At 72.4% G+C, this 25,548-nt stretch carries 23 protein-coding genes and 1 pseudogene; 10 read left to right on the top strand and 14 right to left on the bottom strand.

All coding sequences use genetic code 11. From position 1 onward, the window contains the following. Positions 1-82 precede the first annotated feature (82 nt). The 3 genes from PVE36_RS15095 to PVE36_RS15085 form a co-directional block, all read right to left on the bottom strand. Positions 83-862, bottom strand: coding sequence for a GTPase domain-containing protein (locus PVE36_RS15095; protein ID WP_277453486.1), 780 nt, complete (start codon positions 860-862; stop codon positions 83-85). 2 nt (positions 863-864) lie between these two features. Then, on the bottom strand, positions 865-1,086 hold the full coding sequence (locus PVE36_RS15090) for a mycoredoxin (protein WP_277455870.1): 222 nt from the start codon (positions 1,084-1,086) through the stop codon (positions 865-867). A gap of 108 nt (positions 1,087-1,194) precedes the next feature. Then, on the bottom strand, positions 1,195-1,701 hold the full coding sequence (locus PVE36_RS15085) for a SprT-like domain-containing protein (protein ID WP_277453484.1): 507 nt from the start codon (positions 1,699-1,701) through the stop codon (positions 1,195-1,197). 85 nt (positions 1,702-1,786) lie between these two features. Between PVE36_RS15085 and PVE36_RS15080 the strand changes: the two genes are divergently transcribed. From PVE36_RS15080 to PVE36_RS15060, 5 genes are all read left to right on the top strand, one after another. After that, positions 1,787-2,791, top strand: a complete 1,005-nt coding sequence (locus PVE36_RS15080) for an LLM class flavin-dependent oxidoreductase (protein WP_277453482.1) — start codon at positions 1,787-1,789, stop codon at positions 2,789-2,791. A gap of 180 nt (positions 2,792-2,971) precedes the next feature. Beyond that, positions 2,972-3,772: a reprolysin-like metallopeptidase gene (locus tag PVE36_RS15075; protein ID WP_277453481.1), complete on the top strand. Its 801-nt coding sequence runs from the start codon at positions 2,972-2,974 to the stop codon at positions 3,770-3,772. Positions 3,773-3,935: 163 nt separating this feature from the next. Further along, positions 3,936-4,910, top strand: a complete 975-nt coding sequence (locus PVE36_RS15070; RefSeq protein ID WP_277453480.1) for an ATP-binding cassette domain-containing protein — start codon at positions 3,936-3,938, stop codon at positions 4,908-4,910. Further along, positions 4,907-5,734, top strand: coding sequence for an ABC transporter permease (locus tag PVE36_RS15065; protein ID WP_277453478.1), 828 nt, complete (start codon positions 4,907-4,909; stop codon positions 5,732-5,734). Before PVE36_RS15070 ends, PVE36_RS15065 begins: the two co-directional genes overlap by 4 nt. A 189-nt stretch (positions 5,735-5,923) precedes the next feature. After that, positions 5,924-6,415, top strand: coding sequence for an ASCH domain-containing protein (locus PVE36_RS15060; RefSeq protein WP_277453476.1), 492 nt, complete (start codon positions 5,924-5,926; stop codon positions 6,413-6,415). A 63-nt stretch (positions 6,416-6,478) separates the two neighbouring features. Here the strand turns inward: PVE36_RS15060 and recD are convergent, their stop codons facing one another. The 4 genes and pseudogenes from recD to recC form a co-directional block, all read right to left on the bottom strand. Further along, the gene (recD, locus tag PVE36_RS15055; protein WP_277453474.1) at positions 6,479-8,332 is read right to left on the bottom strand and encodes an exodeoxyribonuclease V subunit alpha; all 1,854 of its coding nucleotides are present in this window, start codon (positions 8,330-8,332) and stop codon (positions 6,479-6,481) included. After that, complete coding sequence (locus PVE36_RS15050) at positions 8,329-9,162, bottom strand: PD-(D/E)XK nuclease family protein (RefSeq protein ID WP_277453473.1); 834 nt, start codon at positions 9,160-9,162, stop codon at positions 8,329-8,331. The genes recD and PVE36_RS15050 overlap by 4 nt, the downstream gene beginning before the upstream one ends. A 569-nt stretch (positions 9,163-9,731) precedes the next feature. Beyond that, positions 9,732-11,756, bottom strand: a pseudogene (locus PVE36_RS15045) (UvrD-helicase domain-containing protein); the annotation flags it as partial. Further along, positions 11,753-15,223 (bottom strand): exodeoxyribonuclease V subunit gamma, encoded by a 3,471-nt coding sequence (gene recC, locus PVE36_RS15040; protein WP_277453472.1) that lies wholly within the window; start codon positions 15,221-15,223, stop codon positions 11,753-11,755. The pseudogene PVE36_RS15045 and the gene recC, both read right to left, overlap by 4 nt. A 140-nt stretch (positions 15,224-15,363) precedes the next feature. Here recC and PVE36_RS15035 point away from each other — a divergent pair, with 140 nt between their 5' ends. Next, a complete protein-coding gene (locus PVE36_RS15035; RefSeq protein ID WP_277453470.1) occupies positions 15,364-15,957 on the top strand; it encodes a carboxymuconolactone decarboxylase family protein in 594 nt (197 codons plus the stop codon). Then, positions 15,954-16,838: an RNA polymerase sigma-70 factor gene (locus PVE36_RS15030; protein WP_277453468.1), complete on the top strand. Its 885-nt coding sequence runs from the start codon at positions 15,954-15,956 to the stop codon at positions 16,836-16,838. The genes PVE36_RS15035 and PVE36_RS15030 overlap by 4 nt, the downstream gene beginning before the upstream one ends. Positions 16,839-16,884: 46 nt before the next feature. Here PVE36_RS15030 and PVE36_RS15025 read toward each other — a convergent pair whose 3' ends face one another. The 3 genes from PVE36_RS15025 to PVE36_RS15015 are packed head-to-tail and all read right to left on the bottom strand — an operon-like array spanning position 16,885 to position 19,125. Further along, on the bottom strand, positions 16,885-17,853 hold the full coding sequence (locus PVE36_RS15025; protein WP_277453465.1) for a threonine/serine dehydratase: 969 nt from the start codon (positions 17,851-17,853) through the stop codon (positions 16,885-16,887). A 4-nt stretch (positions 17,854-17,857) separates the two neighbouring features. Further along, positions 17,858-18,490 (bottom strand): DUF305 domain-containing protein, encoded by a 633-nt coding sequence (locus tag PVE36_RS15020; protein ID WP_277453463.1) that lies wholly within the window; start codon positions 18,488-18,490, stop codon positions 17,858-17,860. Then, positions 18,487-19,125, bottom strand: coding sequence for a DUF3105 domain-containing protein (locus PVE36_RS15015; protein ID WP_277453462.1), 639 nt, complete (start codon positions 19,123-19,125; stop codon positions 18,487-18,489). The genes PVE36_RS15020 and PVE36_RS15015 overlap by 4 nt, the downstream gene beginning before the upstream one ends. Positions 19,126-19,219: 94 nt before the next feature. On the opposite strand from PVE36_RS15015, the gene PVE36_RS15010 reads away from it, so the two are divergent. Both PVE36_RS15010 and PVE36_RS15005 read left to right on the top strand, forming a co-directional pair. Beyond that, the gene (locus PVE36_RS15010) at positions 19,220-20,149 is read left to right on the top strand and encodes an alpha/beta hydrolase (protein WP_277453461.1); all 930 of its coding nucleotides are present in this window, start codon (positions 19,220-19,222) and stop codon (positions 20,147-20,149) included. Then, positions 20,146-20,862, top strand: coding sequence for a DUF998 domain-containing protein (locus PVE36_RS15005; protein ID WP_277453460.1), 717 nt, complete (start codon positions 20,146-20,148; stop codon positions 20,860-20,862). The genes PVE36_RS15010 and PVE36_RS15005 overlap by 4 nt, the downstream gene beginning before the upstream one ends. Here PVE36_RS15005 and PVE36_RS15000 read toward each other — a convergent pair whose 3' ends face one another. Next, positions 20,863-21,801, bottom strand: a complete 939-nt coding sequence (locus tag PVE36_RS15000) for a LysR family transcriptional regulator (RefSeq protein WP_277453458.1) — start codon at positions 21,799-21,801, stop codon at positions 20,863-20,865. Positions 21,802-21,943: 142 nt separating this feature from the next. Between PVE36_RS15000 and PVE36_RS14995 the strand changes: the two genes are divergently transcribed. Continuing rightward, a complete protein-coding gene (locus PVE36_RS14995; protein WP_277455868.1) occupies positions 21,944-23,215 on the top strand; it encodes a Glu/Leu/Phe/Val dehydrogenase dimerization domain-containing protein in 1,272 nt (423 codons plus the stop codon). 177 nt (positions 23,216-23,392) lie between these two features. Here PVE36_RS14995 and PVE36_RS14990 read toward each other — a convergent pair whose 3' ends face one another. Genes PVE36_RS14990 through PVE36_RS14980 form a run of 3 tightly spaced genes read right to left on the bottom strand, consistent with a single transcriptional unit; the run spans position 23,393 to position 25,535 of the window. Then, positions 23,393-24,070 carry a GntR family transcriptional regulator gene (locus tag PVE36_RS14990; RefSeq protein WP_277453457.1) on the bottom strand — a complete coding sequence of 226 codons (678 nt, stop codon included), beginning with the start codon at positions 24,068-24,070 and terminating at the stop codon, positions 23,393-23,395. Continuing rightward, positions 24,067-24,786: a maleate cis-trans isomerase gene (locus PVE36_RS14985; RefSeq protein ID WP_277453455.1), complete on the bottom strand. Its 720-nt coding sequence runs from the start codon at positions 24,784-24,786 to the stop codon at positions 24,067-24,069. Before PVE36_RS14985 ends, PVE36_RS14990 begins: the two co-directional genes overlap by 4 nt. After that, positions 24,783-25,535 carry a hypothetical protein gene (locus PVE36_RS14980; protein WP_277453452.1) on the bottom strand — a complete coding sequence of 251 codons (753 nt, stop codon included), beginning with the start codon at positions 25,533-25,535 and terminating at the stop codon, positions 24,783-24,785. Before PVE36_RS14980 ends, PVE36_RS14985 begins: the two co-directional genes overlap by 4 nt. Between the last annotated feature and the right edge of the window lie 13 nt (positions 25,536-25,548).

The following is a 25,548-nucleotide window of genomic DNA, read 5'->3' as shown; positions in this document are numbered from 1 at the left end:
CTCCAGGGCGATCATCAGCAGCAGGTCGGGCACGGCGCCACCGTATCCGCAGCGCTGACCGTGGGCCACAGCTCCTGCTGACTCAGACGTGGCCGCTGAGCTGGGCCATCCGCGCCTCGAGGCGGCTGATCAGCTGCGCGGAGCCGCGGTCGGCCTGCTTCTTCTCCTTGCCGGTGGTGGCCTCGGCCTCGGTGAACATCGGCACGACGTCGACGGAGAGGCGGGCACCGCCGGCGAGCGAGCGCAGCTCGTCGACCTTGGCGCCGAAGGGGGTGCCGCTGCCGGGGGAGTAGTACCGGACGGCGGCGTCCACGTCGTCGGCGAAGAGATCGGACTTCGTCACGACGATGATCAGCCAGATCGGCCTGTCCCGGCGCACGGCCATCGAGGCGACCCGGTGCGAGGTGATCGCGAAGTCCTCGAGCTCGGCCGCCAGCAGGTCCTCGCGCGTCGCGTCGGCCGGCATGGTCCCGCGCGGGGTGGCGTGGCCGTTGGCGACGACGTGCAGGACGCCGTCGACCGGGTCGTCGTGGAAGACCTCGTCGAGCGCGGACAGCCGCGTCGCGGCGTTGTCGCCGGGGACGACGCGGAAGCGGAAGCCGCGGCCCTTGGCGGTCTTGCGGGTGCGGCGCTCCATCGTCGCGGAGCCGTCGTCGAGGGCGGCCTCGACGGAGGCGCGCCGGGCGAGGCGGTCGGCCAGACGGGTCTTGCCGACACCGGTCATCCCCGTCACCGCCACGGTCGGGAAGCGCCCCCGGAAGAGGTGTCCGAACTGCAGCGGTGCGTTGGACAGGGCCGACAGGGCACCACCGGCGAGGCTGGTCCCGATCGCCGCCCTGGTCGGTTGGGAGAGCTTGGCCATGGTTAACCCAGCTGCTTGCGCACGTCGGCCAGCGACGGGTTCGTGGCCGACGAGCCGTCAGGGAAGAGCAGCGTCGGCACGGTCTGGTTGCCGCCGTTGACCACCTCGACGAGCTCGGCGGTGCCGGGGGTGTTCTCGATGTTGATCTCGGTGTAGCCGATGCCCTCACGATCCAGCTGCGACTTCAGCCGACGGCAGTAGCCGCACCAGGTCGTGGAGAACATCGTCACCGTGCCCTCGGAGGGCAGGTCGACGCCGGGGGGCAGGATCTCGCGAACATTCACACCCACAGCCAACCATGCCGCCGCCGGAATTCATCCCCGACCCGGGGATCAGCGGCGCGCGAGGATGCCGGCGAGCTCGCGACGGTAACCCGGACCGGGGTCGGTCGGCACCCCGTGGTGGGTCCACTCGAAGATCGAGTCGGGACTGAACCCGGGGCAGCAGCGACGGCAGGACAGCACCCGTGAGGGGCGTCGGTGCCGGTCGACGGTGTGCCCCCGCGGGCAGGTGCCGAGCCAGCTTCCGGGGATCCTGGCCGCGTCGTCGGGAAGGCACCGCTGCGGGCTCGCGCCGACGGCGATCGCGGTCCTGCGCCACCGGGGCCCGTGGGCCGCTGCGGGCCCGGCGAGCGCGTGCGCGATCTCGTGCAGGACGGTGTCGCGGACCTGGTCGAGGGTGTGCAGGCGGGTCAGGTGCCGGCTCAGGCCGATCGCCCGGTCGGAGTAGCGGCACACCCCCGCCCGTCGCTTGGCGCGGTCGAGGACCAGCGTCCAGTCCTCGAGGCCGTGCTCGTCCATCAGCTCCCGTGCCAGCACTCGTGCGTCCCCGATCTCCATGCGCCAGAGATTAGGTGCCGCCCCTGACAACCCGGACCCACCCCCTTCGCCACGGCCCGCGAGGGGCCGGTGAGACGATGGCGGCATGAGTGCCGCGCTCCCTCCTCTGTCCCTCCTCGACCTGGCCACCGTCGCCCGGGACCAGCCGGTCGCCGAGGCGCTGGACCAGACCGTGACCCTGGCCCGGACCGCCGACGAGCTGGGTGCCTTCGAGCGACTGTGGTTCGCCGAGCACCACAACATGCCGCGGATCGCCTCCGCCGCGACCTCGGTGCTCATCGCGCACATCGCGGCCCGCACCGAGCGCATCCGCGTCGGCTCCGGTGGCGTCATGCTGCCCAACCACTCGCCGCTGGTCATCGCCGAGCAGTTCGGCACCCTCGCGGAGCTGCACCCGGGACGGATCGACCTGGGCCTCGGCCGGGCGCCCGGCACCGACGGTGCGACCATGCGCGCCCTGCGCACCGACCCGCGGGCCGCGGAGGCATTCCCCCACGACGTGCGCGAGCTGCAGGGCTACCTCTCCGGCGAGACCCGGATCGAGGGCATCCACGCCTACCCGGGACGCGGGACGAACGTGCCGCTGTACATCCTGGGCTCCTCGCTCTTCGGCGCCCAGCTCGCCGCCGCCTACGGGCTGCCGTACGCGTTCGCCAGCCACTTCGCCCCCGACGCGCTCGAGCAGGCCGTGCGCACCTACCGCGCGAAGTTCACCCCGAGCGAGCAGCTCGCCGAGCCGCACGTCATCGCGGCACTGAACGTCATCGCCGCCGACGACACCGCGACGGCGCAGGCGGCGCAGGAGAAGGTCCTGCACGCCCGGGTGCGCATGCTCGCCGGCCGGGTCGGCTCCGGACGCATCGACGACGACATGGTCGTCGCGCTGCTCGACACCCAGGTCGGGGAGCAGGCCAAGCACATGCTCACCCACACCGTCGCCGGTGACCCCGACGAGGTGGCGACCGGGCTCGCGGACTTCGCGGCGCTCGCCGATGCCGACGAGCTCATGGTCACCAACCCCGCGCCGGGTCTCGACCAGCGGGTGCGCACCCTGCAGATCCTCGCCGAGGTCGCCGGGCGGAGCGCCTGATCGACGCAGGACGTCCGTTGGATCGGCGCGGTCACCGACGGACCTCCTGACCAAATCGTGAGGAGCCGTGGTCCTTCCCGTACTCGCGGCTGGCAGTTTCGAGGGTGCTGCGCGCCCTACCGTCGGGCCACGGGGGAGGCGACCGCACTCCCCCCTTCGCCACAGGGAAGGGACAACCACATGAAGCGCACCACCCGCGCTGCCGGCATCCTCGCGATCGCGGCGTCCGTCTCGATGGGGGCGGCGACGGCCGTCCAGGCCGAGGACGTCGACCCGCCCTCGTACCAGGAGTTCCGCGCCGACACCTACCAGGACGCCGACCGGCAGTACATCGTCGACGGTGACATCCCGGTGAGCACGCAGGCCGGTCTGCGTGACTTCTACGACGCGATGACGGGGCAGGACAACAGCACCAACCTCGTCGTCAACCAGGTCTACGGCCAGGACGACGTGTGGAGCGCCGGCCAGGCCCGGGACCTCACCTACTGCGTGAGCACCAAGTTCCGCGGGGACCACGACGCGGTCGCCGCCGCGATGGCGTCCGGTGCGGCCCAGTGGGAGTCGGCCAGCTCCGGTGTCGACTTCGTCCACGTCGCAGCCGAGGACAGCAACTGCACCACGCGCAACCGCGACGTCGTCTTCTCCGTCGAGCCGGTCAAGCAGGCCAACTACATCGCGCGCGCCTTCTTCCCCAGCTCCTCCGACCGGTACATGAACGTCCTGGTCAACACCAGCCAGATCTTCACCTCCGGCTGGGAGCCGTCCAACATCATGGCCCACGAGCTCGGCCACACCCTCGGCTTCCGCCACGAGCACACGCGCCCCGAGGCCGGCACCTGCTTCGAGGACAACAGCTGGCGTCCGCTGACCCCCTACGACTCGTCGTCGATCATGCACTACCCGCAGTGCAACGGCACCGACGGCAGCCTGACCATGACCGACTGGGACCGGCAGGGCATCCAGTCCGTCTACGGGTCGTGATGACCGCCCCCTCCGCCCGGTGATGCCACGGCATGGCGAAGGGGGTTGACCGCCGCCTCCCCGAGGGCTCTCCTCCGCCCCCGGGGAGGCGGCCTCTTCTGTCGTGGCGCCGCACGGAAAATCGGGTTGGGGCCGTCGGTGGACTGCAATAGCCTTGCCGATCGTGGGTGATGCAGCGATCGAGGCCGAGGGCCTGACGAAGACCTATGGGCAGGTCCGGGCCCTGCGGGGCATCGACCTGTCCGTACCGGCGGGGAGCGTGCTGGGGGTCCTGGGGCCCAACGGCGCCGGCAAGACGACGGCGGTGCGCATCCTCTCCACGCTCATCCGGCCGGACTCCGGCAGCGCCCGGGTCGCCGGCATCGACGTCGTCGCCGACCCCCTCGCGGTGCGCTCGCGCATCGGTGTGGCCGGGCAGTACGCCGCCGTGGACGAGTACCTCACCGGCCGGGAGAACCTCGAGATGATCGGGCGGCTCTACCACGTGGGTGGCGCAGCGGCGCGTCGTCGCGCGGGCGAGCTGCTCACCGACTTCAGCCTCGACGACGCGGCCGACCGCCCGGCGAAGACCTACTCCGGCGGCATGCGGCGACGCCTCGACCTCGCCGGCGCGCTCGTCACGCGGCCGCCGGTGGTCTTCCTCGACGAGCCGACCACCGGCCTGGACCCGCGCTCACGCGGGGACATGTGGGAGGTCATCCGTGACCTCGTCGGGTCCGGCACGACGGTGCTGCTGACGACGCAGTACCTCGAGGAGGCCGACTTCCTCGCCGACGACATCGTCGTCATCGACCAGGGCCGGATCATCGCCCAGGGCACCGCCGACCAGCTGAAGGCACAGGTGGGGGGCGAGCGGCTGACCGTCACCGTCGAGGACGAGACCCGCGTCGGCGACGCGGCCACCACGCTCGCGTCCGTCGGGGTCGGCGACGTCGACGTCGACGAGCACACCCGCACGCTGAACGTCGCGATCAGCAACGGCACCACCGCCCTCGTCGACGCCGTCGGCCGGCTCGGGCGGGAGGGGATCACCGTGCAGGACATCGGGATCCGTCGCCCGACGCTGGATGACGCGTTCCTCTCCCTCACCGGTCACCACGCCGAGGACGAGACCGAGACCCAGCAGGAGAGCGCATGACCCACCTCGTGAGCGACTCCTGGACGATCGTCCGGCGCAACATCATCAAGCTGCGACGCGTGCCCGACCTGCTCGTCTTCACCACCCTCCAACCGATCATGTTCGTGCTGCTCTTCGGCTTCGTCTTCGGTGCCCTGACGCAGGGCAACTCCGACGGCTACCGCGAGTTCCTCATGGCCGGCATCTTCGCCCAGACGGTCGTCTTCGGTGGGACCTTCACCGGCTTCGGCATGGCCGAGGACATGCAGAAGGGGGTCATCGACCGATTCCGCACGCTGCCGATGCATCCGGGTGCCGTCCTCATCGGTCGCACCCTGTCCGACGTCGTCAACAACGTCATCTCGCTGCTGGTCATGGGGATCACCGGGCTGCTCATCGGCTGGCGGATCCGTGACGGCATCCTCGACGCCGTCGTCGCGACGCTGCTGCTGCTCCTCTTCGCCTACGCGATCAGCTGGGTGATGGCCTGGGTCGGGCTGAAGGTGCGCACCCCCGAGGTCGTGGGCAATGCCTCCTTCATCATCATCTTCCCGCTGACCTTCATCGCCAACACCTTCGTGCCCGCCGAGCGGCTCCCTGCCGCGCTGCGGACCTTCGCCGGGTGGAACCCGATCTCGACGCTCACGCACGCAGTGCGGGACAACTTCGGCAACCTCGGGGCACTCGCCGACACGGGGATGACCGCCGAGGCGGCGCGTGAGGCGGCCGAGTACACGTGGGCCCTGCAGCACGCCGAGATCTACACGCTCGGCTGGATCCTGCTGATCATGGCGATCTTCGTGCCGCTGTCGATCCGGACCTACCAGCGCACCGTCCTGCGCTGATCGCCGGCCGCGGTTCGACGGACGATCCGGCAGGCCAGCCGTTCCCCCTTCGCAACTGCTTAGGCTCCTGCGGTCTCCCGGCCGCAACTGCTTAGGCTCCTGCGCCTTCCCGGTCGCAACTGCTTAGGCTCCTGCGAATTCCAGCGCACTGCGGCACGCGCAGAGGTATCGAACCGGCAGGATGTGGGCATGGATGACATCGAGGCCTTCTGGGAGCGCGCGCAGCAGCACGCCAGGCTGGCGACCGTGAGCTCGTACATGGGTGAGAGCGTCCTCGCGACGCTGCGGCCCCCGGCCTGGGCCTTCGGTGCGACGCCCGAGCAGGCCGACGAGCTGCTCGCCCTCGTGCTCGACGGAACGAAGACCGCCACGTCCTCGGCCCTGTGGGACTACGAGGCCGAGGGGGAGGACCTGCCGACGCCGGGCACCCTGGGCATCGTCGTCGACAGCGCCGGGACTCCGCGGGCCCTCGTCGTGACCACCGATGTGCGCACGGCCCCCTTCGACGAGGTCGACGAGGAGCACGCGCATGCGGAGGGGGAGGGTGATCGGACCCTGGCCCACTGGCGTCGGGTCCACGAGGACTTCTTCACCGAGAACGCGAGCCACGACCGGGGCTTCGCGCGGGACATGCCCGTCGTCCTCGAGCGCTTCCGCGTGCTGCACGCCGAGCCGGCCTGACCGAGTGGCCGGGCGCACGACCCGGGGGTGCAGCGGAGGCTGAGCGCGTGCCACGGCGTCAGGTCACAAGCGGTGCCGCAGCCCGGTCGCACGCTGGGTACGGCGGGTGATCGCGGCGCGGATCGCCTCCTCAGAGCCGACCAGGACGACCGACTTCTGCGCACGCGTGATCGCGGTGTAGAGCAGCTCGCGGGTGAGCAGCCGCGAGTCGGCGTCGGGCAGGAGCACGGTCACGGACGTCGCCTGGCTGCCCTGGCTCTTGTGGATCGTCATGGCGTAGGCGGTTTCGACGTCCGCGAGCGAGGTCGCGGCGTGCACCTGCGGGGCCTCCGGCTCCCCGAAGACCCCGACGACGCGGCCCTCACGCAACGACATCACGCCGGTGTCGCCGTTGAAGAGCCCGAGTCCGCGGTCGTTCGCGGTCACGAGCAGCGGCCGACCCAGCTGGTGGCGGCCGTGCTCCCCGGTCGCCTCGGCGAGCCAGCGCTCGACCCGGTCGTTCCACGGGCCGACGCCCCACGGTCCGTCGCGATGGGCGCACAGCAACCGGTGCTCACCCAGCTCGCGCAGGGCCGCCGGGTGGGCGCCGTCGAGGGCCAGCGTCCGCAGCCGTTTCGCCTGGTCCAGCAGTCGTGGTCGCAGTGCCTCGTCGGCGTCGAGCACGTGTTCGACCTCGACGTGCTGCACCGGTCCGCCCTCCCTCGACGCGGCGAGGATGGCGATCGCCCCGTCGGCGTCGCCGACCCGCACCGCTTCTGCCAGGGCGCCGATCTCCTTGCCGAAGCGGTGCGAGGTGCGCAACCGCGCGACCGGGCTGTCACCGCCCTTCGCGGCTCCCTTCGAGGCTCCTTCGTCGCACCTCAGGGCACCGCCTTCGTCGCACCTCAGGACACCGCCTTCGCCGTAACCGGCGACGAGGTCCGCGAGCACCGCGCCGGCTTCGACGGAGGCGAGCTGGTCGGGGTCGCCGACGAGCAGCAGTCGAGCGGAGGGCCGCAGTGCCTCCAGCAGGCGGGCCGTCATCGTCAGGGAGAGCATCGACGCCTCGTCGACGACGACGATGTCGTGGGGGAGTGGGTTGCCGCGTCCCCGACGGAAGCGGTTGCTGCTGTCGGGCCGCCACCCGAGCAGGCGGTGGACGGTCACGGCCTCGATGTCGGTGCCCAGGCGCTCGCGGTCCTGCATGGAGAGGGCCTCGAGGGAGCCGAGGACGGACTCGCGCAGGCGGGCCGCCGCCTTGCCGGTCGGTGCCGCGAGGGCGATGCGCGGGCGGCGACCGGCGCCCGCTGCCTGCTCGAGCAGCAGGGTGAGCAGGCCGGCGACGGTCGAGGTCTTGCCGGTACCGGGTCCGCCCGCGAGCACGGTGGTCAGGCGCCCGACGGCGGTGCGCACCGCATCGCGCTGCTCGGTCCAGCTGGCGCCGGGGAAGACCCGCTCCAGCCCGGCCTCGAGCATCGCCTCGTCCACGGCCGGCGCAGGGGTGGCGGCACGACGGGCGAGGTCCTGCGCGACCTGCACCTCCTCCCGGTGGTAGCGGTCGAGGTAGACGAGTGCGTGCTCGACGCGCAGCACCCCGGCACCCGCGAGCGCGCTGTCGGCCACACGCCGTAGCCACTCCTGCGTCGACGGCAGCTCGATCGGGATGACCGGCGGCTCCTCGACACCCTCGCGGCTCTCGGTGAGCAGCTCGCGGGCATGCTCGGGGTCCAGGCTCGTCGACCCCTCGCGGGCCGCGCGCACCACGAGCGCGAGCGTCACCCGGGCCAGGTCGTCACCCTCCTCGACGAGCTGGGCCAAGCGCGTGGCGACGTGCACGTCGGCCGCCTCGATGACGCCGACGGTGTTGAGGTCGGCCAGCTCGCCGGTGGCGCCCAGGGCCAACCGGCGGTCGTATCGGTCCTGCTCGATCGTCGTCATCGTGGGCCCTCCGTCCCGGGCCGGCGCCCGTCGAGCAGGTCGGAGACGGCCTCGACCAGGGCGATCGGGGGCTGCCAGGAGAAGACGCCCGTCGGGTGGCCGTCGATGACGGGCGTCCGCTCCCCGGCCATCCCGCGCAGGTACAGGTAGAGCACCCCGCCGAAGTGCTCCTGCGGGTCGTACCCGGGCTGGCGCCAGCGCAGGAAGCGGTGGAGGACCACCCCGTAGAGGATCGCCTGGAGCGGGTAGGAGGAGTGGGTCATCGCCTCGCGCAGGGCGTCTGCGTCGTAGTGCCCGGTGGTCAACGGGGTGTCGACGGGGCCGAGCCAGTTCGTCTTGTAGTCGACGACGAGATGGCGCCCCCCGACGCGCAGGACGACGTCGACGGACCCGGTGAGGTAGCCGCGCAGTGCCTGGTCCCCGAGCAGCGGGTCGTCGAGGACGTCGGCGAAGGGCAGCACCGGGTCGTCGTCGGGCAGGTGCGCGCGCATGAGCGTGGCGAGGTCGCCGAGCCGGGCCTGGTCGGTGGCGTCGGACGCGGCGTCCCCACCCCCGAGCGGCAGCTCGAAGTCCATCTCGCACAGCCGGTCGTGGCTGCCGATGTCGCGCAGCGTCGTCCCCGGCGCCAGCGGACCGAGCGGGGTGTCGATGACGTCGACGAGCGCCTCGGCGAGGGTGTCCCGGTCCAGGTCGGGGACGGGCCAGTGGATGACCTGCTCCTCGATGTGCGTCCGCAGCTCCGCGAGCAGGTCGCGAGCCGCGACGTGGGCCTCCTCCAGCACGGCGTGCACGAGCGAGCCGAACCCGGCGCCGACCGGCAGCTCGGCCATCGGCGAGGGGAGGTGACCCCCTTCGTCGTCCCCGTCGGTGGGAGCAGCGGCCTCCTCGTCCCCGCCCACGGGCGCAGGACCGGACTCGCCCCCCACGAAGGGGGCGAACGTGGCCCCCGTACGGGGGCGAGCGGGGTACTCCCCTCGTCGTCCTGGCGGTCGGTCGCCGCGGGCTCGCTGACGACGAGCTCCTCCGCCGACCGGGGCATCTCGTCCATCGCGCGGGTGAGCGCCGTGTAGGAGGTGCGACGCCACTGCGTGTCGATGCTGCGGGTGAAGGAGCGCACGGACAGGTCCCTCACCGGGGCGGGCGCCGCGACCGGCACGGCGGTGGGCTCGTCGACGAGCTCCACGCGCAGCGCCCCGCGACGCTCCCACTCCTCCAGCTGGGTCCTCAGGGTGCCGTCGCCGGGGACGGGGTGGGTGGCCGGCACCGGACCCTGGCCGGGGGCGCGTCCCAGGAGCAGCCGGTGCAGCGGGGACGGCGAGGTGTTCTGCGCGGACGGGAACCACCAGAGGACGACCTGGCTCTGCGCCCGGGTCATCGCGACGTAGAGCAGGCGCAGCGACTCGCCGCTCGCCTCGGCGGTGGCGCGCTGGAGGCGGTCGGCGCGCCCCTCGTCGGAGCGGATGCCGATGTCGAGGCACCGGGTGCGGTCCTCGCGGTGGAAGTGGAGCGTGTCCGGCGTGGGCAGCCACCGGTCGGCGACGAAGGGGAGCATGACGACCGGGTACTGCAGGCCCTTGCTCGAGTGGATCGTCGCGAGGTGCACGGCGTCGGCGTCGCTGTCGAGGCGACGGGCCCGCTCCTCCTTGCGGGCGGCACCGATCCGCTCGCGCAGCCAGGCCGTCAGCGACGCCAGGCCGTCCCCCTCGGTGACCACGCGCTGGTGCAGCGTCTCGCCGACGTGGCGCAGGTCGGTCAGCAGCCGCTCGCCGTCGGTCCGTGCCAGGACCCGTGCGTCGAGCCCGTCGGCGCTGGCCGCGGCGAGGACCGCGGCGACCCCGCGGCGGGCGAGCAGCCCGGCCCACGTGCGCATCCGGTGGGCGACCTCGTCGGTGAGGTCGTCCCCGCCCGCGTCGAGGGCGGCGGCATCCGTCCCGACGAAGGGGGTCAGCGCCGCCGCACGGACGCGCTCGGGGCGGTGGGACAGCTCCATCGCCTCGAGCAGGGTCAGCCAGGCGGCTGCTGCGGGGGAGGAGAAGATGCTGTCGCTGGAGACGATGACCGAGCGCAGCCCGACCTCGGTCAGGGCCCGGCGCACCTGGTCGAGCTGGTTGCGGGTGTGGGCCAGGACGGCCACGTCGCCGGCGCGCAGCGCGCGCCCGTCGAAGGTCGTGCCCCCGGCGAGCAGCCGGGTGATCTCCGCGGCGCAGTCCGCGGCGACGAGTGGGCGCACGGCGCCGATCGCCACCGAGCGCGCCCCGGCGGGCAGGGCGCGCCCCGTGGTGATGGTGCGCAGCCGCACCGGGGAGAGCATCCCGTCGGGGGCGGTGCCGTCGGCGGTGCCCAGGCGGGAGCCCTCCTGCGCCGCGCTGACCGGGTGCACGACGATGCCCGGGTCGCCGAGCTCCGCCCCGCCCAGCAGGACGCCGAGGCTGCGCACGAGGGGCGCGTCGGAGCGGTGGTTGACCCCGAGGGTGTGCTTGGTGGCGGCGCCGGCGGAGGCCGTGAGGTAGGTGTCGACGTCGCCCCCGCGGAAGCCGTAGATCGCCTGCTTGGGGTCACCGATGAGCACGAGCGTGCTGTGCCCGGAGAAGGCCCGGTCGAGGACCTGCCACTGCACCGGGTCGGTGTCCTGGAACTCGTCGACCAGCACGACCTTCCACCGGTGGCGCATCCGCTCGCGGGCGGGGGAGTCCTCGTCCTCGAGGGCGTCGGCCAGGTGGGAGAGCAGGTCGTCGTAGCCGAGCACCCCGAGGCGGCGCTTGCGCCGGTCGAGCTCCTCGCGCACGAGGTGGGCGAAGCGCAGCATCCGTGCGTCTGCGGTCCCGTCGTCGAGGGCGCTCGGGTCGAGGACGGCGTGGGGGTTCTCGGTGACCGCGCGGGCGATCTCGCCGGCACGGGCCCGGCTGAAGGCCGGCTCGCCCCCACCGGCGAAGCCGCGCACGTACAGGTCGTCGACGACCTCGTCGCGCAGGTCGGACAGGTCCTCCACGAGCCGCGAGTGCGGGTCGGAGTCGCCGGCCACGCCGAGGCCGCGCAGCACGAGTTGGCAGAACTGGTGGGTCGTGGCGATCGTCGCCGCGTCGAAGTGGGTCAGTGCGACCCGCAGCCGACGCTCCACGAGGGCCACCTCGTCGGGGGTGCCGTCCCGCAGCAGGGCCACGACCGGGTCGGCGCTGGGGAGGTCGGGGTCGGCGACGTGCCGGTGGACGTGCCGCAGGTGCTCGCGCACGCGCTCGCGCATCTCACGGGAGGCGGCCCGCCCGAAGGTGATGACGAGCATGTCCTCCAACGGTGTGCCCCCGGCGATGTAGCGGGCCACGAGGGCGCCGATCGTCCACGTCTTGCCGGTGCCGGCGCTCGCCTCGAGCAGGACCGTGCCGGTGGGCAGGTCCGCGGCGATGTCGAAGGGGGTCAGTGCGGTCATGCGGTCCCCGCGATGTTGTCGTCGGCCGGGCCCCAGACCTTCGGGGCGAGGGTGGCCAGGTCGGTGCCGGGCCCGGCGACGGGCTCGAGCAGGGCGGCGAAGGGGGCCTTGCTCCCGTGGACGAGCTGCCACCATGCGTCGTCCTGCTCCCCGGGGATGACCCCGCCGTTGCGCATGGTCGTGGGCAGCCACTCGCCCTCGGCGCGCTTGGTTGCCGCCTGTCCGAGCGCTGGGTTGCGGCCGATGACCTCGGCCCAGGCGCGGGCGGTCTTGACCGGCAGCGGCAGCGCGGTGGTCTGCCCGAGGGCGTAGAGGTCGACGAGGGCTGTCAGGTGGGAGCGGGCCGCCGCGAGCGGCAGGGGGCCGCGGGTGGTGCGGGCGACCGAGCCCTTCGAGCCCTTGCCCAGCGCGGAGGCCATCCACGGCTCGTCCTCCTGCCCGGCCGCGGTCAGGGCGAGCAGCCGGATCCACGAGCCGATCTCCTGCTTGGGGCCGAGCCGTGAGTAGGTGACGTCGACGTGGTGCATCCCGTGGACGCCGTCGACGGCGCCGGTGAGGCGGCGCCCCCCGGGCAGGGGCACCTCGATGTCGACCGTCCGGACGGGGTCCGCCGGGCCCTGCGCCACCTGGGCCATCAGCTGCTCGACCTGGCGGCCGATCTCCTCGAGGGCGATCTCCCCGAGCCCGGCGGGTGGCAGCTCACCGCGCAGCAGCTCGGCCCGGTAGATGTCGTGGGCGTCCTCGCCGGCGAGGCGGGCCCGCAGGGTGCGCTCGCCGATGGCCCACTTCTGCAGGCCGTCGAGGTCGATCGGCAGTCGGTCGCTGACCTCCTCGGCCTCGTGCGACACCCCGACCTGCAGGCGACCGCGCAGGAAGCCGCGGGCGGGGTTCTCGAAGAAGCGGATGAGGTCGGCGAGAGCGACGTCCTCGATGGCCGTGGCCGGCAGCGGCGCGGTGAGCAGACGGCCCGGCGGGGTGCGCTCACCGTGGCTGGCGCGGGCTGCGGCCAGGGCCGAGCGGTCGAAGGTGAAGGGCTCGGGGGAGCCTGTCGAGCCTGGTGAACGGGATCCACCGAGGGCCCCCGGCTCGAGGTTGCGCGCGTCGAAGGGCTGCAGCGGGTGCTCGACCACCTCGAGCGGCGCGCTCGTCGTCTCCCGGGCGGCGTCGATGAGCTCCCCGAGCGGCACGGCCGGCGGGCAGGGCTGGCCACTGTGCTCGTCGGCGCCGGTGTAGGCGATGACCAGGCGCTCGCGGGCCGCGAGGACGGCGTCGAGCAGCAGCTGGCGGTCCTCGCTGCGGGCGTCGCGCTCGCCGGTCAGCGGCACCCGGGCGAGGACGTCGTCACCGTCGAGGGACTGCTGGCGCGGGAATGAGTCGTCGTCCATCCCCAGCAGGCAGACCACGCGGTGGGGCACCGAGCGCATCGGGGTCATCGTGCAGACCGTCAGGCCGCCGGTGCGGAAGCTCGCCCGGCTCGGCCGTCCGGCCAGCTGGTCGGCGAGCAGGACACGCACGTCGGCCAGGCGCAGCGTCGCCCCGCTGCCGTCGTCGGCGTGCCTGGCGGCGCGTGCCAGGGTGCGCTGGAGGTCTCCGACCTGCCAGCGATCGCGCAGCGGGACGTCGGTCAGGGACAGTACGGTCTCGGTCAACCCGCTCATCCATTCGCCCGCCGTGCGGGCGCCCTCGAGGGTGTCGAGGCCGGAGCCGATTCGCTCGAGCATCTCGGTGACGCGGCCGACGAGGTCGACGGAGCCGCTGCCGACGTCGTCGAGCGGCATCACGTCACCGACCTGTAGGGGCCCGTCGGCGGAGACGGCGACCCCGAGGAGGAGCCGGTCGAGGCCGAACCGCCACGTCCCCTGGTGCTCCACCTCCATGCGGAAGGGGGCGCGGTGCTCCTGGTCGTAGCCCCACCGGATGCCGGAGTCGCCGACCCACGTGGTGAGGGTCTCGAGGTCCTCGTCACCGATGGCGAAGCGACGACGCACCGGCTCGGTCGCGGCCAGGTCGAGCACCTCGCTCGCGGTGAGGCGGCCCCCGGCGAGCGCGACGACCCGGTCGGCGACGTCGAGGAGCGGGTTGGTCACCCGCAGCGAGCGGTCGGCCAGACGCACCCGCAACCGGTGCGCGGGGTGGGTGTCGACGCCCTCGGCGTCGGTGCCGTGGTCGCCGAGCCCGAAGGCCGCGCCGATGAGCGGTGCGTAGGTCTCGACGTCCGGGCACATGATCAGCACGTCCCGCGGCTCGAGGGTCGGGTCGTCCTCGAGCAGGCCGACGAGCACCTCGCGCAGCACCTCGACCTGGCGGGCCGGCCCGTGGCACGCGTGGACCTGGATCGAGCGGTCTGCGTCCGGGACGGACCGAGCCGCCTGCTCCGTGGCATCCGGCACGTGGTCCTCGCGCAGGTCCGACTGCAACCAGCCGAGGACAGTCGTCGGCGGGGTGGTGTCGAGGGTCGGCCGTTGACGGCCTCCCACCTCAACCACCGGCGGCTGAGGTGCGACGAGCTCCAGCGAGGAGCCTCGAAGCCCGGTGACGTCGAACGAGGACCCCAGCACCCGCACGAGCTCGCGGGAGTCGCGCCCGAGCGAGGCGAGCAGCGGGTGGTGGACGAGGTCGCTCGTCGCGTCGTGGGACCGCGGCACGATCCCGCTCGCCCCGGAGTCGGTGAGCCGGTCCCACAGCGACGGTGACGGCTGGGGCAGCCACAGGTGCACGTCCCGGGAGAGCCCGAGGGCCTCGAGCAGCTCGACCTCGGTGACCGCCAACCGCGTGTGCCCGAAGAGGGACAGTCGCTCGGGCAGGTCCAGCGCGGGCCCGGACCGCGACGTGCTCCCGAGCCCACGCAGCGCCGCCACCGTCTCGCGGTGCCGCACGTCCGGCGGGGGTGCGTCGACGCGCTCCACGAGGCGCCGCCACAGCTCGGGCTGCCAGGTCAGGTCCTCGTCGAGGGGACCGGCGACACCAGCCGTGTCGCGGCCCTCGCCCCAGTCGGTGAGCATCGTCGGGCGGCTCTGGCCGTAGCGGTGGAACAGGCGCGCCAAGCGCAGCGCGACCGAGTAGCGCCGCCCCGCCCGCACCTCGAAGAGGTCCTCGTCCTCGCAGCCGTGGCCGAGGTGTCGGCTGAGCGCGGCGCACCACGGCTCACCGATCGCGGCATCGATGACCTCCAGGAGGGGCCACACGAGGTGCTGCGGCAGCCACGGGTCGTCCTCGTCGCGGCCGGTGAGCATGGTGACGAGAGATCGCGGTCGGAGGAACCGCACGCCCGCGCACACCCCGTCGCCGCCGCCCTCGCCCGTGCCGAGGCGGTGCGAGAGGCGCTGCGCCAGCCACCGCTCGATGCCCTGCTCGGGCACGACGACGACCTCCTCGGCGAAGGGGTCGGGCAGCGGGCTCGCGAGCAGCTCACCGAGGCCCTCGGCGAGGAGGTCGGTGCGCTGCGCACGGTGCAGGTGAAGTGCCACGGTCAGACCGTATCTGCGACGGCCGACAGTGCGAGGTGGGCTTTCCACACACGTGTGCGGCCACTCGTGTCACAGGGCGGCAGCGGGCGGCGTCTTCATGTCATGGGCAGCACGCAGCGCCCCGACGACAAGGAGATGTCATGAGCACCACCGCCAGGATCCCCAGTGCCGACGTCAGCGGACCCAAGGGCTGGCTCCTCAGGACCATGACCAAGCGGATGTTCGGCCGGACGCCGGAGTCGATCGGCGTGATGTGGCACCACCAGAAGGTCTTCTCGGGCCTCGCCGGTGTCGGTCGCAAGGTCGAGTCCTGGGACGAGCTCGACAAGAACCTCGCCAGTCTCGCGACCATGGCCGCGGCGGCCCGGATCGGCTGCAGCTGGTGCCTCGACTTCGGCTACTTCATGGCCCACAACAAGGGCCTCGACGAGACCAAGGCACGGGAGGTGCCGCGGTGGCGTGGGTCGGACGTCTTCACACCGCTCGAGCGGCGGGTACTGGAGTACGCGGAGGGGATGTCCGAGACCCCACCGGCCGTGACCGACGAGCTCTCGGCCGAGCTCCTCGAGGAGCTCGGCGCGGCCGGTCTCATCGAGCTCACGGCACGAGTTGGCTTCATGAACCTCAGCTCGCGAAGCAACGTCGCACTCGGTATCCACTCCGAGGAGTTCGCTGACGCCTGTGGTCTCCCACCCCTGGCCGCACCCGACGTTGCCGTACCGTCGCAGCCATGAGCACCGCGGTGGACGAGGACCCCTTCGCCACCCACCGCAGCCTGCTCTTCACCGTCGCCTACGAGATGCTCGGCTCGGCGGCCGACGCCGAGGACGTCCTCCAGGACGCGTGGCTCAAGTGGGACCGCGTCGACCGGAGCGAGGTGCGCGACGCCCGGGCATTCCTCGTGCGGGTCGTGAGCCGAACCGCTCTCGATTGCTTGCGAACCGTCGCCAGGCGCCGCGAGGACTACGTCGGTCCGTGGCTTCCCGAACCGCTCGTCACGACGCATGATGTGGCCGAGGACGTCGAGCTCGCGGACAGCGTGTCGATGGCGATGCTGCTGGTCCTCGAGACACTGGCGCCGACGGAGCGCGCCGTCTTCGTGCTGCGGGAGGTCTTCGGGCTCGACTACGACGAGCTCGCCGAGGCCGTCGACAAGAGCGAGGCGGCGGTGCGGCAGATCGCGCACCGTGCCCGCTCGCACGTCGATGCCCGGCGCCCGCGCGTCGACGTGACCCGGGCGGAGGCCGAGTCGGTGGTCGTGGCCTTCCGGTCCGCGCTCGAGACCGGTGACCTCCAGGCGCTCGCCAACCTCTTGGCCCCGGACGTCGTCGCGCTGGCCGACGGTGGCGGCGTCAAGCAGGCCCTCCCGCGTCCGGTCCGCGGCCGCGACAAGGTCTCGCGCCTCTTCGCTGCCGGATGGGCCCGGTTCCCGGGCGCGATCACACTCGAGCCGTTGGAGCTGAACGGGTGGCCGGCGCTGCTCGTGCACCTCGACGGTGAGGTCGACAGTGTCTTCGCGTTCGCCATCGAGGACGGTCTCATCACCGGCAGCTATGCGATCCGCAACCCGGAGAAGCTCTCCCGGGTCGCCGCGGCGACCACGCTGACGCGGTGAGGTGAGCGGACGGCACGCGGGATGGTCTCCGTGGGCCGTCAGGTCATCAACCGGTGAGCACGTCGGCGTAGACGGACGCATCGACGTTGCCACCCGAGGCAACGACCACGACGGTCTGCCCCGCGAAACGCTCCCGCTGCGCCAGGACCGCGGCCAGCGCCGCGGAACCACCCGGCTCCACGACCAGCTTGAGCGTGCGGAAGGCCTCGCGCATCGCCACCCGGGCCTCGTCGTCGGTGACCGTCAGCGGGTCGACCGGGTGCCGGGAGAGCGCGTCGAGCGTGTGCCGGCCGACGGTGGGGGAGCCGATCGCGTCGAGGAAGACCGGCACCGCCGGCACCTTCTCCACCCGGCCGGAGGCGAGCGAGCGCGCCATCTTGGGATAGCCGTCCCGCTCCACGACGAAGGGGGTGACCCCCGGGTGCGCATCGCGCACCGCCTCGAAGACCCCGGAGGAGAGCCCGCCACCGCTGCACGGGACGACGACCGCGTCGGGGGAGTGACCCCCTTCGCGCAGCTGGTCGACGATCTCCAGGCCGACGGTCCCCTGGCCGGACATCACGCGGACGTCGTCGTAGGGGTGCACCAGGGTCAGGCCGCGCTCGTGCACGAGGTCGCGGCCGACCTCCTCGCGGTCCTGCGTGGCGGGGTCGTAGAAGACGACCTCGCCACCCCACCAGCGCACCCCCTCGACCTTGATCCGCGGAGCGTCCTGCGGCATGACGACCGTCGCGCGGGCGCCGGTCATCTGCGCCGACGCGGCCACCGCCTGGCCGTGGTTGCCGGTGGAGAAGGCGAGCACCCCGGCGTCCCGCTCGGCGTCGGTGAGCGAGCGCAGCGTGTTGAGCGCGCCGCGGATCTTGAACGAGCCGGTCAGCTGGAGCGACTCGGCCTTCACCAGGACCTTGGCGCCGGTGAGCTCGTCGAGCACCGGGGAGGACAGCAGGGGGGTGGCGCGCACCCGCCCCTCGATCCGCCGGGCCGCGTCCCTGATCGTCTCGATCCCGAAGCCCATGGGGTCAGTCGAGCGGCTTCGCGCCGCGCTCCCGCAGCATCTGGGTCATCGTCTCCACCTCGGTGGTCTGCGAGGCGATGATCGAGCGGGCGAGGTTCTCGACGGCCTCGTTCGCCGAGTGGTCGAGGGCCGCCTGCGCCATGGGCACCCCGGCCTTGTGGTGGCGGATCATCAGCTGCAGAAAGAGGACCTCGGCCTCCTTGTCGCTGAGCGAACGCAGCTTCTCCAGCTCCTCGGGCGAGGCCATGCCCGGCATCATGCCGTCGTCGGTCAGTCGGGCGTCCGGGTCGTCCGCGTGCTCGTGCTCGAGCCCCTGCATCCACTCCATCGGCTCCCCGGGGCCGGTCGGGCTCAGTCCCCACGCCGCGAGCCACCCGGCCATCTGGCCGGACTGGTTCTCCTGGGTGCGCGCGATGTCGTAGGCGAGCGAGCGCACGAGCTCGTCCTCGGTGCGGGTGCGCACGATCCATGACATCTGGACCGCTTGGTCGTGGTGGGTCGTCATGTCCCGCGCGAAGCCCGCGGCGACGCTGTCGTCGGAGGGGGTCTCCGAGCCGCCGACCGAGCCCAGGGCAAGCCCGCCGACGAGCCCGAGGGCGAGCGCGACGACGACCGCGATGATGGCCTTGGCGCTCACTGGCTCATGGCCCCGGAGGCGTCCACACCACCCGTGCAGGCCGCCCCCGGCTCAGGGGTCTGCGGACCCTCGCGGTACTCCTTGATGAAGCCCTTGAGCCGCGGGTCGTCGGCCGAGTCCAGCGCCAGCCGGTGGCCCCAGGCGCTCGCGACGATCTTCGAGGGCATCTCGCCCTCGTAGGGGGAGAGGATCGTGTAGGTGTCGGGGAGGGTCTCCTCGAGCGTGTCGACCTGGGCCTCGGGCAGGTCCGGGTCGTAGGTCACCCACACGGCGCCGTGCTCGAGCGAGTGGACAGCGTGCTGGCTCGGCACCGGCTCATCGTAGACACCGCAGTTGAGCCAGACCGGGTTGTGCTTCCCGCCGACGGGTGGCGACTCCTCGTAGTCAACCTCGCCCTGGACGTGGGTGCCGCCCTCGTAGTCGTACTCCTGGACCGCCGCGAGGTCGCCGGCGGCCTCGCGCTCCTCGCTCTCGCTGACGATCGCGTACCCGACCATGGCGAGGATCGCGACGATCACCAGGGCCGTGGAGCCCACCAGGAGGAAGGTCCGGCGGCGCTCCTTGGACTGCTGCTCCTGACGTGCCTGTGCCAGGCGGGCATCGCGGGCGGACGTCGGCTTCGACTTCTTGCTCATGGGTCCCTCGGGTCGGGGGCGGTCGGAACTGCGCAGGATTATCGCACCGTCGACTGAGGGTCTCCTGAGCGACTGCCGTCGTTACGCTGTCGACATGCGCGCCGACACGATGACCATCGCCTCCCCCCACGATGGTTCTCCCCTCTTCGTCCGCACCTGGGTGCCCGAGGGCGAGGCGAAGGGGGTGGTGCAGCTGGCCCACGGCATGGCCGAGCACTCCGGCCGCTACGGGCGGTTCGCGCAGGCACTCACCGATGCCGGGTACGCCGTCTGGACCCACGACCACCGTGGTCACGGCGAGACCGCGAGCCGGCCGGAGGACCGCGGCGTCTACGCCGACGACCACGGCTGGGACGCGGCGGTCGAGGACATCCAGGCCGTCGGCGAGGCCGCGCGTGCGCAGTACCCGGGGCTGCCGTTCTTCCTGTTCGGGCACTCGATGGGCTCCTTCCTCGGCCGCGACCACATCACCCGCTACGGGCAGGACCTTGACGGTGCGATCTTCAGCGGCACCGGCGGCGACCAGGGGCTCCTCGGCAGGGTCGGCCAGACCGTCGCCACGCTCGAGTCCCGCGTGCGTGGGCGTCGAGCCACTTCACCGTTGATGAACACGCTGACCTTCGGGCAGTTCAACCTCGGCTTCCGCCCGACGACGACGAAGTTCGACTGGCTCTCCCGGGACACCGACGAGGTCGCGAAGTACATCGCCGACCCCCGCTGCGGCGAGGTCTTCACGGCCGGCTTCTTCGCGGACATGCTCGGCGGGATCAACGCCCTGCCGAGGAAGGCGCGCCTCGTGCCCGCCGACCTGCCGGTGTACTTCGTCTCCGGTGATCGCGACCCGGTGGGTGGCAAGGGTGGCCGGGGCGTGCGCGAGGTCGCCGATGCCTTCGTCGCGGCAGGGGTGCGCGACGTGACGGTGACGCTCTACCCCGGGGCCCGCCACGAGATCCTCAACGAGACGAACCGCGACGAGGTCACGGCCGACATCATCCGGTGGCTCGACGACCACCTGCCCGCGTGAGCCCGACGGATGAGCTCGGGGCGCCGTCGTCGCACCTCGCGCGACCGGGCACTGCTCGGCACTCCGGCCGGCCGGACGGAACCACCCGGTACCGCCTCGGCGGTCTGCTCCTGCTGCTTGCCGGTCTCTACTTCGTCGGCGAGGCGTGGGCGGCCGCCGGCTGGGAGGGGCGCCCCTACCGCTGGACGGTCGACGCGATCAGCGAGCTCGGCGTCCCGGAGACGCGGTACGCGGGTGGTGAGCCCTTCGCCGCGACCCACCACGTCGTGATGAACGCGACCTTCGTCGCCACCGGTCTGCGGACCCTCCTCGCGGGGGTCGTCCTCGCCCCCTTCGTCCCTCGGCGCGCCCGCCGGACGGTGCTCGGTCTCACGGTCGCCTACGGGGTGGGCGTGGTCATCGTCGGGCTCTTCCCGACCGGGGTGCCCTCCACCCGGGCGGACATCCACGGTGTCGGGGCCGTCCTGACGATCGCCGGCGGGAGCGTCCTCCTCCTGGCGCTGGCCGTATCGCTGTCCGGTCGCCACCGGCGACTGGCGCTGCTCACGCTCGTCCTGGGGCTCCTGTCCACGGGCGGCACCGTCTGCGGCGTGCTGGAGATCGGGGGCTTCGGTCTCGTCGAGCGGGTCGCCGTCTACACCGTCCTGCTGTGGCAGGTCCTCGCCGGCATCGCCGTCCTGGTCAGCGGGCCCCGCACGCACCCACCCGTCTGATCAGTCGCTCGCGCTCAACGGCAGCGAGTTGCTCGCCCCGAGTCCCTGCTCGGCCGACGCGGTCCGGACGGCGTCGATGAAGAGGTCGATCGAGCGACGCGGCACCGAGGACCCCCGGTGGGCCACCGAGATCGTGCGCATCACCGGCTTGTCGAGGGCGACGATGTCCACTCCCTCCGGCCGCATGGCCAGCGCGAGGTCCGAGACGAGGGTGACCCCGAGACCGGCGGCCGTCAGGGCCAGCGCCGTGGGCTGCTCCTCGACCGTGTGCGCGATCCGGGGCGCGAAGCCCTGCTTGTGGCAGGCGATGCGCACCGCCTGGCCGAAGTGCGAGCGCGGACCGGACAGGATCCACGGGTGCTCCGCCAGCTGGAGCAGGGAGACGGTCTCGCGGGCCACCGTCTCCGCGGGCACGGCGGCGTGCAGCCGCTCCACCGCGACGACGGTCCGGGTCAGGCTCGGGTCCCAGTCCATCTCGTGGTCGGAGTAGTCGATGACGAAGGCCGCGTCGAACTTGCCCTCGAGCACCGCGGCGGCGCTCTGCTCGGGGACCAGCTCGGTCGTGTGCACCTGGATCCCCGGGTGGTTGGCCGCCAGCGTCGTCAGGGCCCGGGGGAGCAGGCCGGCTGCCACCGAGGCCCACACCCCGACGGTCAGCTTCGCGGTGACGCCCTCCTGGGCCGCCTCGAGCGCGGCCGTGGCCCGCTCGACGGCGCCGAGGATCTCCTCGGCGTGCTCGAGGAGCACCAGACCGAGGTCGGTCAGCTGGACACGCCGGCCGAAGCGCTCGACGAGCGTGACGCCGACCTCGCGCTCGAGCTGGGCGAGCTGCTGGGAGACCCCGGAGGGGCTGTAGTGGAGTGCTGCGGCCGCGGCCGTCACCGTGCCGCGGCGATGGAGCTCACGCAGCATCTGCAACCGACGCAGGGACAGTTCCATTCACCCAATGTAGGCGTTCATAACGATCGTGCAGCGGAAGTGCACATGATCGTGCAGGTTCACGCGCTGGACGCCCCGTTGTGACCGGGCCCACGCTGGGGAGACAGGAACCTGCAGAAAGAAGGTGGTTGACGTGACGATCATGCACAATCCGCACTGGGACTCGACGAGCAAGACGGAGTCGCGCGTCCACCGCGTCCCCGACGGCGCCCTCGACGCCGTCGACGCCGTCCCCGGTCAGGACCTCGTCGACGGGCCACCGGCCCACGAGGTGACCTGGACCGACCCGGTCACGGGCGCTCGCGGATTCCTCGTCGTCCACACGCTCGTCGGTGGGCTGGCCACGGGCGGGACCCGCATGCGTCCCGGGTGCACGATCTCCGAGGTCGGTGACCTCGCCCGCGGGATGGCCATCAAGACCTCCGTCTTCGGCCTGCCCGTCGGCGGGGCGAAGGGGGGCATCGACTTCGACCCCCGCGACCCGCGAGCCGTGGGCGTGCTGGAGCGCTTCTGCGCTGCGATGCTCCCGTGGCTCGACGGCCACTGGGTCACCGCCGAGGACCTGGGTGTCGCGCAGTCGCGCATCGACGAGGTCTTCGCCAACCTCGGTCTGGGGCAGTCCTACCACGCGGCGATCACACGCTCAGCCAACCCGCACCGCACGCTCGAGCGCGTGCGCGCCGGACTCGACGCCCTCACCGACGACGGTCTGCAGCTCGGCGAGGTCATCGGTGGCTACGGCGTCGCCGAGGCGTGCCTCGGCGTCGCGGACTCGCTCGGCTGGGAGCAGGGCACGACGACGGTCTCCATCCAGGGCGTGGGCACCATGGGCGGTGCCGCCGCCTGGTACCTGCACGAGGAGGGGGTGAAGGTCGTGGCGCTCGCGGATGCCGCGGGCACCCTCGTCGACCCGAACGGACTGGACGTGCCGCTGCTGCTCGACCTGCGCGACGAGTACGGCGAGATCGACCGCAGCCGCGTGCCCGAGGACGTCGAGCAGCTGCCCCGCGAGGCGATCCTCTCGACCCGTGCCGACATCTTCGTCCCGGCCGCGATCTCCTACGCGATCCGCGAGGAGAACGCCTCCGAGATCAACGCGCAGGTCGTCGTCGAGGCGGCCAACGCGGCCACGACGCCACCGGCCGAGGCGATGCTCACCGCCGGCGGGATCCCGGTGATCCCGGACTTCGTCGCCAACGCCGGTGCCGCTGCATGGGCCTGGTGGCTGCTGCAGGGCCAGGTCGGTGACGACCCCCAGGACTCGTTCACCCGGCTGAAGTCGGAGATGCGCGACAAGGTCGCCGTCATGCTCGCCGAGTGGCGGGGCATGGGCATCTCCCCCCGGCAGACCGGCCGGGCCCTGGCTGCGGCCAACCACAGCCAGCTCGCCCAGCAGGGGATCATCATCCCCTGACGCCTCGGGCGGTCCCCTTCCTCCGTGCGTGGTGGGTCGCGCGGAGGAAGGGAGCCATGGCCCTTGGCTCTCCGCCCGCGCTGGTGTGTGCTCTCGGAACCCGGGTGCACGGCGCGGGCTCCGGCCTGAGCCGGGCCACGACTCCCTTCCTCAGCACTCCGCCACGGGCACCGAGCGTCAATCGACCGGCTCGGTGCGCTTGTCCACGAGCCGGTCGACGGCGTCGTCCAGGTGGGCGAGCAGGGCGGACTTCACCCTGGCGGGGGAGTCGTCGAGGAAGGCCCGGGCCAGGGCCTCGTGCTCGTGGACCTGGATGTCCAGGTCGGGATAGGTGGTGCGCAGCTCGCCCAGGCACATGCGGGTTTCGACGAGCAGCGTGCGCATCGCCCTGATCAGCCGGGGGCTGTGGGAGCACTCGACCAGCGCCTCGTGGAAGGCCTGGTCCGCGTCGGAGACCGCCGGGCCGTCGCCGCGGGCCGCGGCACGGCGCATCTGCTCGACGCTGCGCTGCACGGCCTCGTGCAGCTGCGCGCGGCGACGCTCCTCGAGCACGATCTCGACGGCGCCCCGCTCGATGACCGACCGGGTGCGGTAGACATCGCGGACGTCCTCCAGCGTCAGCTCGGCGACGAAGACCCCGCGGTTGGTGATCGCCACGAGCACTCCCTCGGAGACCAGGCGCTGCATGGCCTCGCGCAGGGGGCCGCGCGAGACGGAGAACCGCTCGGCGAGGTCGGCCTCCCCGAGCTGGTCGCCGGGTTCGAGGGATCCGGACATGATCGCCGCACGGAGCTCGCCGGCGATGTGCTCGACCGTCGAGCGCCGCTTCACGGGCTTGAGGTCCTCGAGCGTCATGATCCCGGCTTCGCCCGGAAGAGGGTGCCGAGCTGCGGCATCGAGGGGGTCTCCCCGACCAGCCGCAGTCCCTGCCAGATCGTCACCTGGTTGGCGGTGAGCACCGGCTTGCCGAGGCGGGCCTCCAGCTCGGGCACGACGGCAAGCGTGCGCATCGCGGTGTCCGGCACGAGCAGGGCCTGGGCATCGGGGTGGTCGTTGGCGGCGGCGAGATCGATGACCTGCTTGGGCGTGAGCTGCCCGACCTCGGCTGCGGTGTCGATGCCCGCGCTCGACATGGAGACCACCCGCGTCCCCGCCGCGTCGAGGAAGTCGACGAAGAGCGAGGCGACGTCGTGCGGATAGCTCGCGGCGACGGCGACCGTGGTGATGCCGAGGTGCTCCAGCGCGGCGGCGAAGGCGGCGCTCGTGCTCGACGCCGGCACACCGGCGGCACCGGCGAGGGCCGCGATCTGGTCCTCGACCCCCTTCGGCCCGTAGACGAAGCTGCCCGAGGTGCACGCCCACACGACGGCATCCGGCTCGTACTGCGCCAGCTCCGCGGCGCCCCCGGCGAGCCGCTCCGGGCTGCCGAGGTCGAGCAGCTCGGGGACCGCGTGCAGGTCGGTGCCGTAGATGTGGGCCACGGGCAGCTCCACGTCGAGCAGGGCTGCGGCCCAGGGGTACTCGTCCTCGGCTGCGTGGTCCGGGTAGATCATCCCGATCGTGGGGCTCATGGTTCCTCCTGGAAGACGTCCCGCAACCACTTCCCGGGGCCGACCATCGGCAGCCCCATCCGGCCCAGGCAGGCCCAGACGGTGAGTTGGTTGGCGGTGAGGATGGGCTTGCCGAGCTCGCGCTCGAGCGGCGTGATGATGTCGTAGGTCGGCAGATTGGTGCAGGAGACGAAGATCGCCTCGGCGCTGGGGTCGTCGGCGGCGAGGATCTGCTCGACGACGGTGCGGTAGTTGACCCGCCAGATGCCGCCACCGAGCCCCAGGTGGTGCGAGCGGACCACCTCGACGTCGAGCGCGCCGAGGAAGGTCTTGAGGCGGTCGGTCAGCTCGGCGTCGTAGGGCGTGACGACCGACATGCGGCGCGGCCCGAGCTTCTCCACGGCCTCCATGAGGGCGCCGGAGGTGGTGACCGCCGTGGGCGCGCCGGCCTCGAGGATCGCCTGCCGCAGCGACGCCTCGTACTCCGGCCCGTTGATGAAGCTGCCCGACGTGCACAGGTAGGCCACGACCTCGGGGTCGACGCCCAGGACGTCGCGGGTGGCCTTCTGCAGGTGCTCTTTGCCGGAGACGAGCTCGGCCTGCTCGAGGCTGACCGCCACGGGCTCGAAGGGAGTGCGTGCCAGGTGGAAGCTGACGTCCAACGGGGCCCAGCGCCACAACTCACGCTCCAGGGCGAGGTCGAAGGGCGCGATGATGCCGATCCCGCGTTGGGCCAGCGGCCCCTCGAACTCGACGTCTGTCAGCTCCACGCGTGGCCCCTCT

It is taken from the genome of Janibacter sp. DB-40 (assembly GCF_029510815.1).
Classification (GTDB): Bacteria; Actinomycetota; Actinomycetes; order Actinomycetales; family Dermatophilaceae; genus Janibacter.
This window is presented reverse-complemented; position numbering and strand designations above follow the sequence as displayed.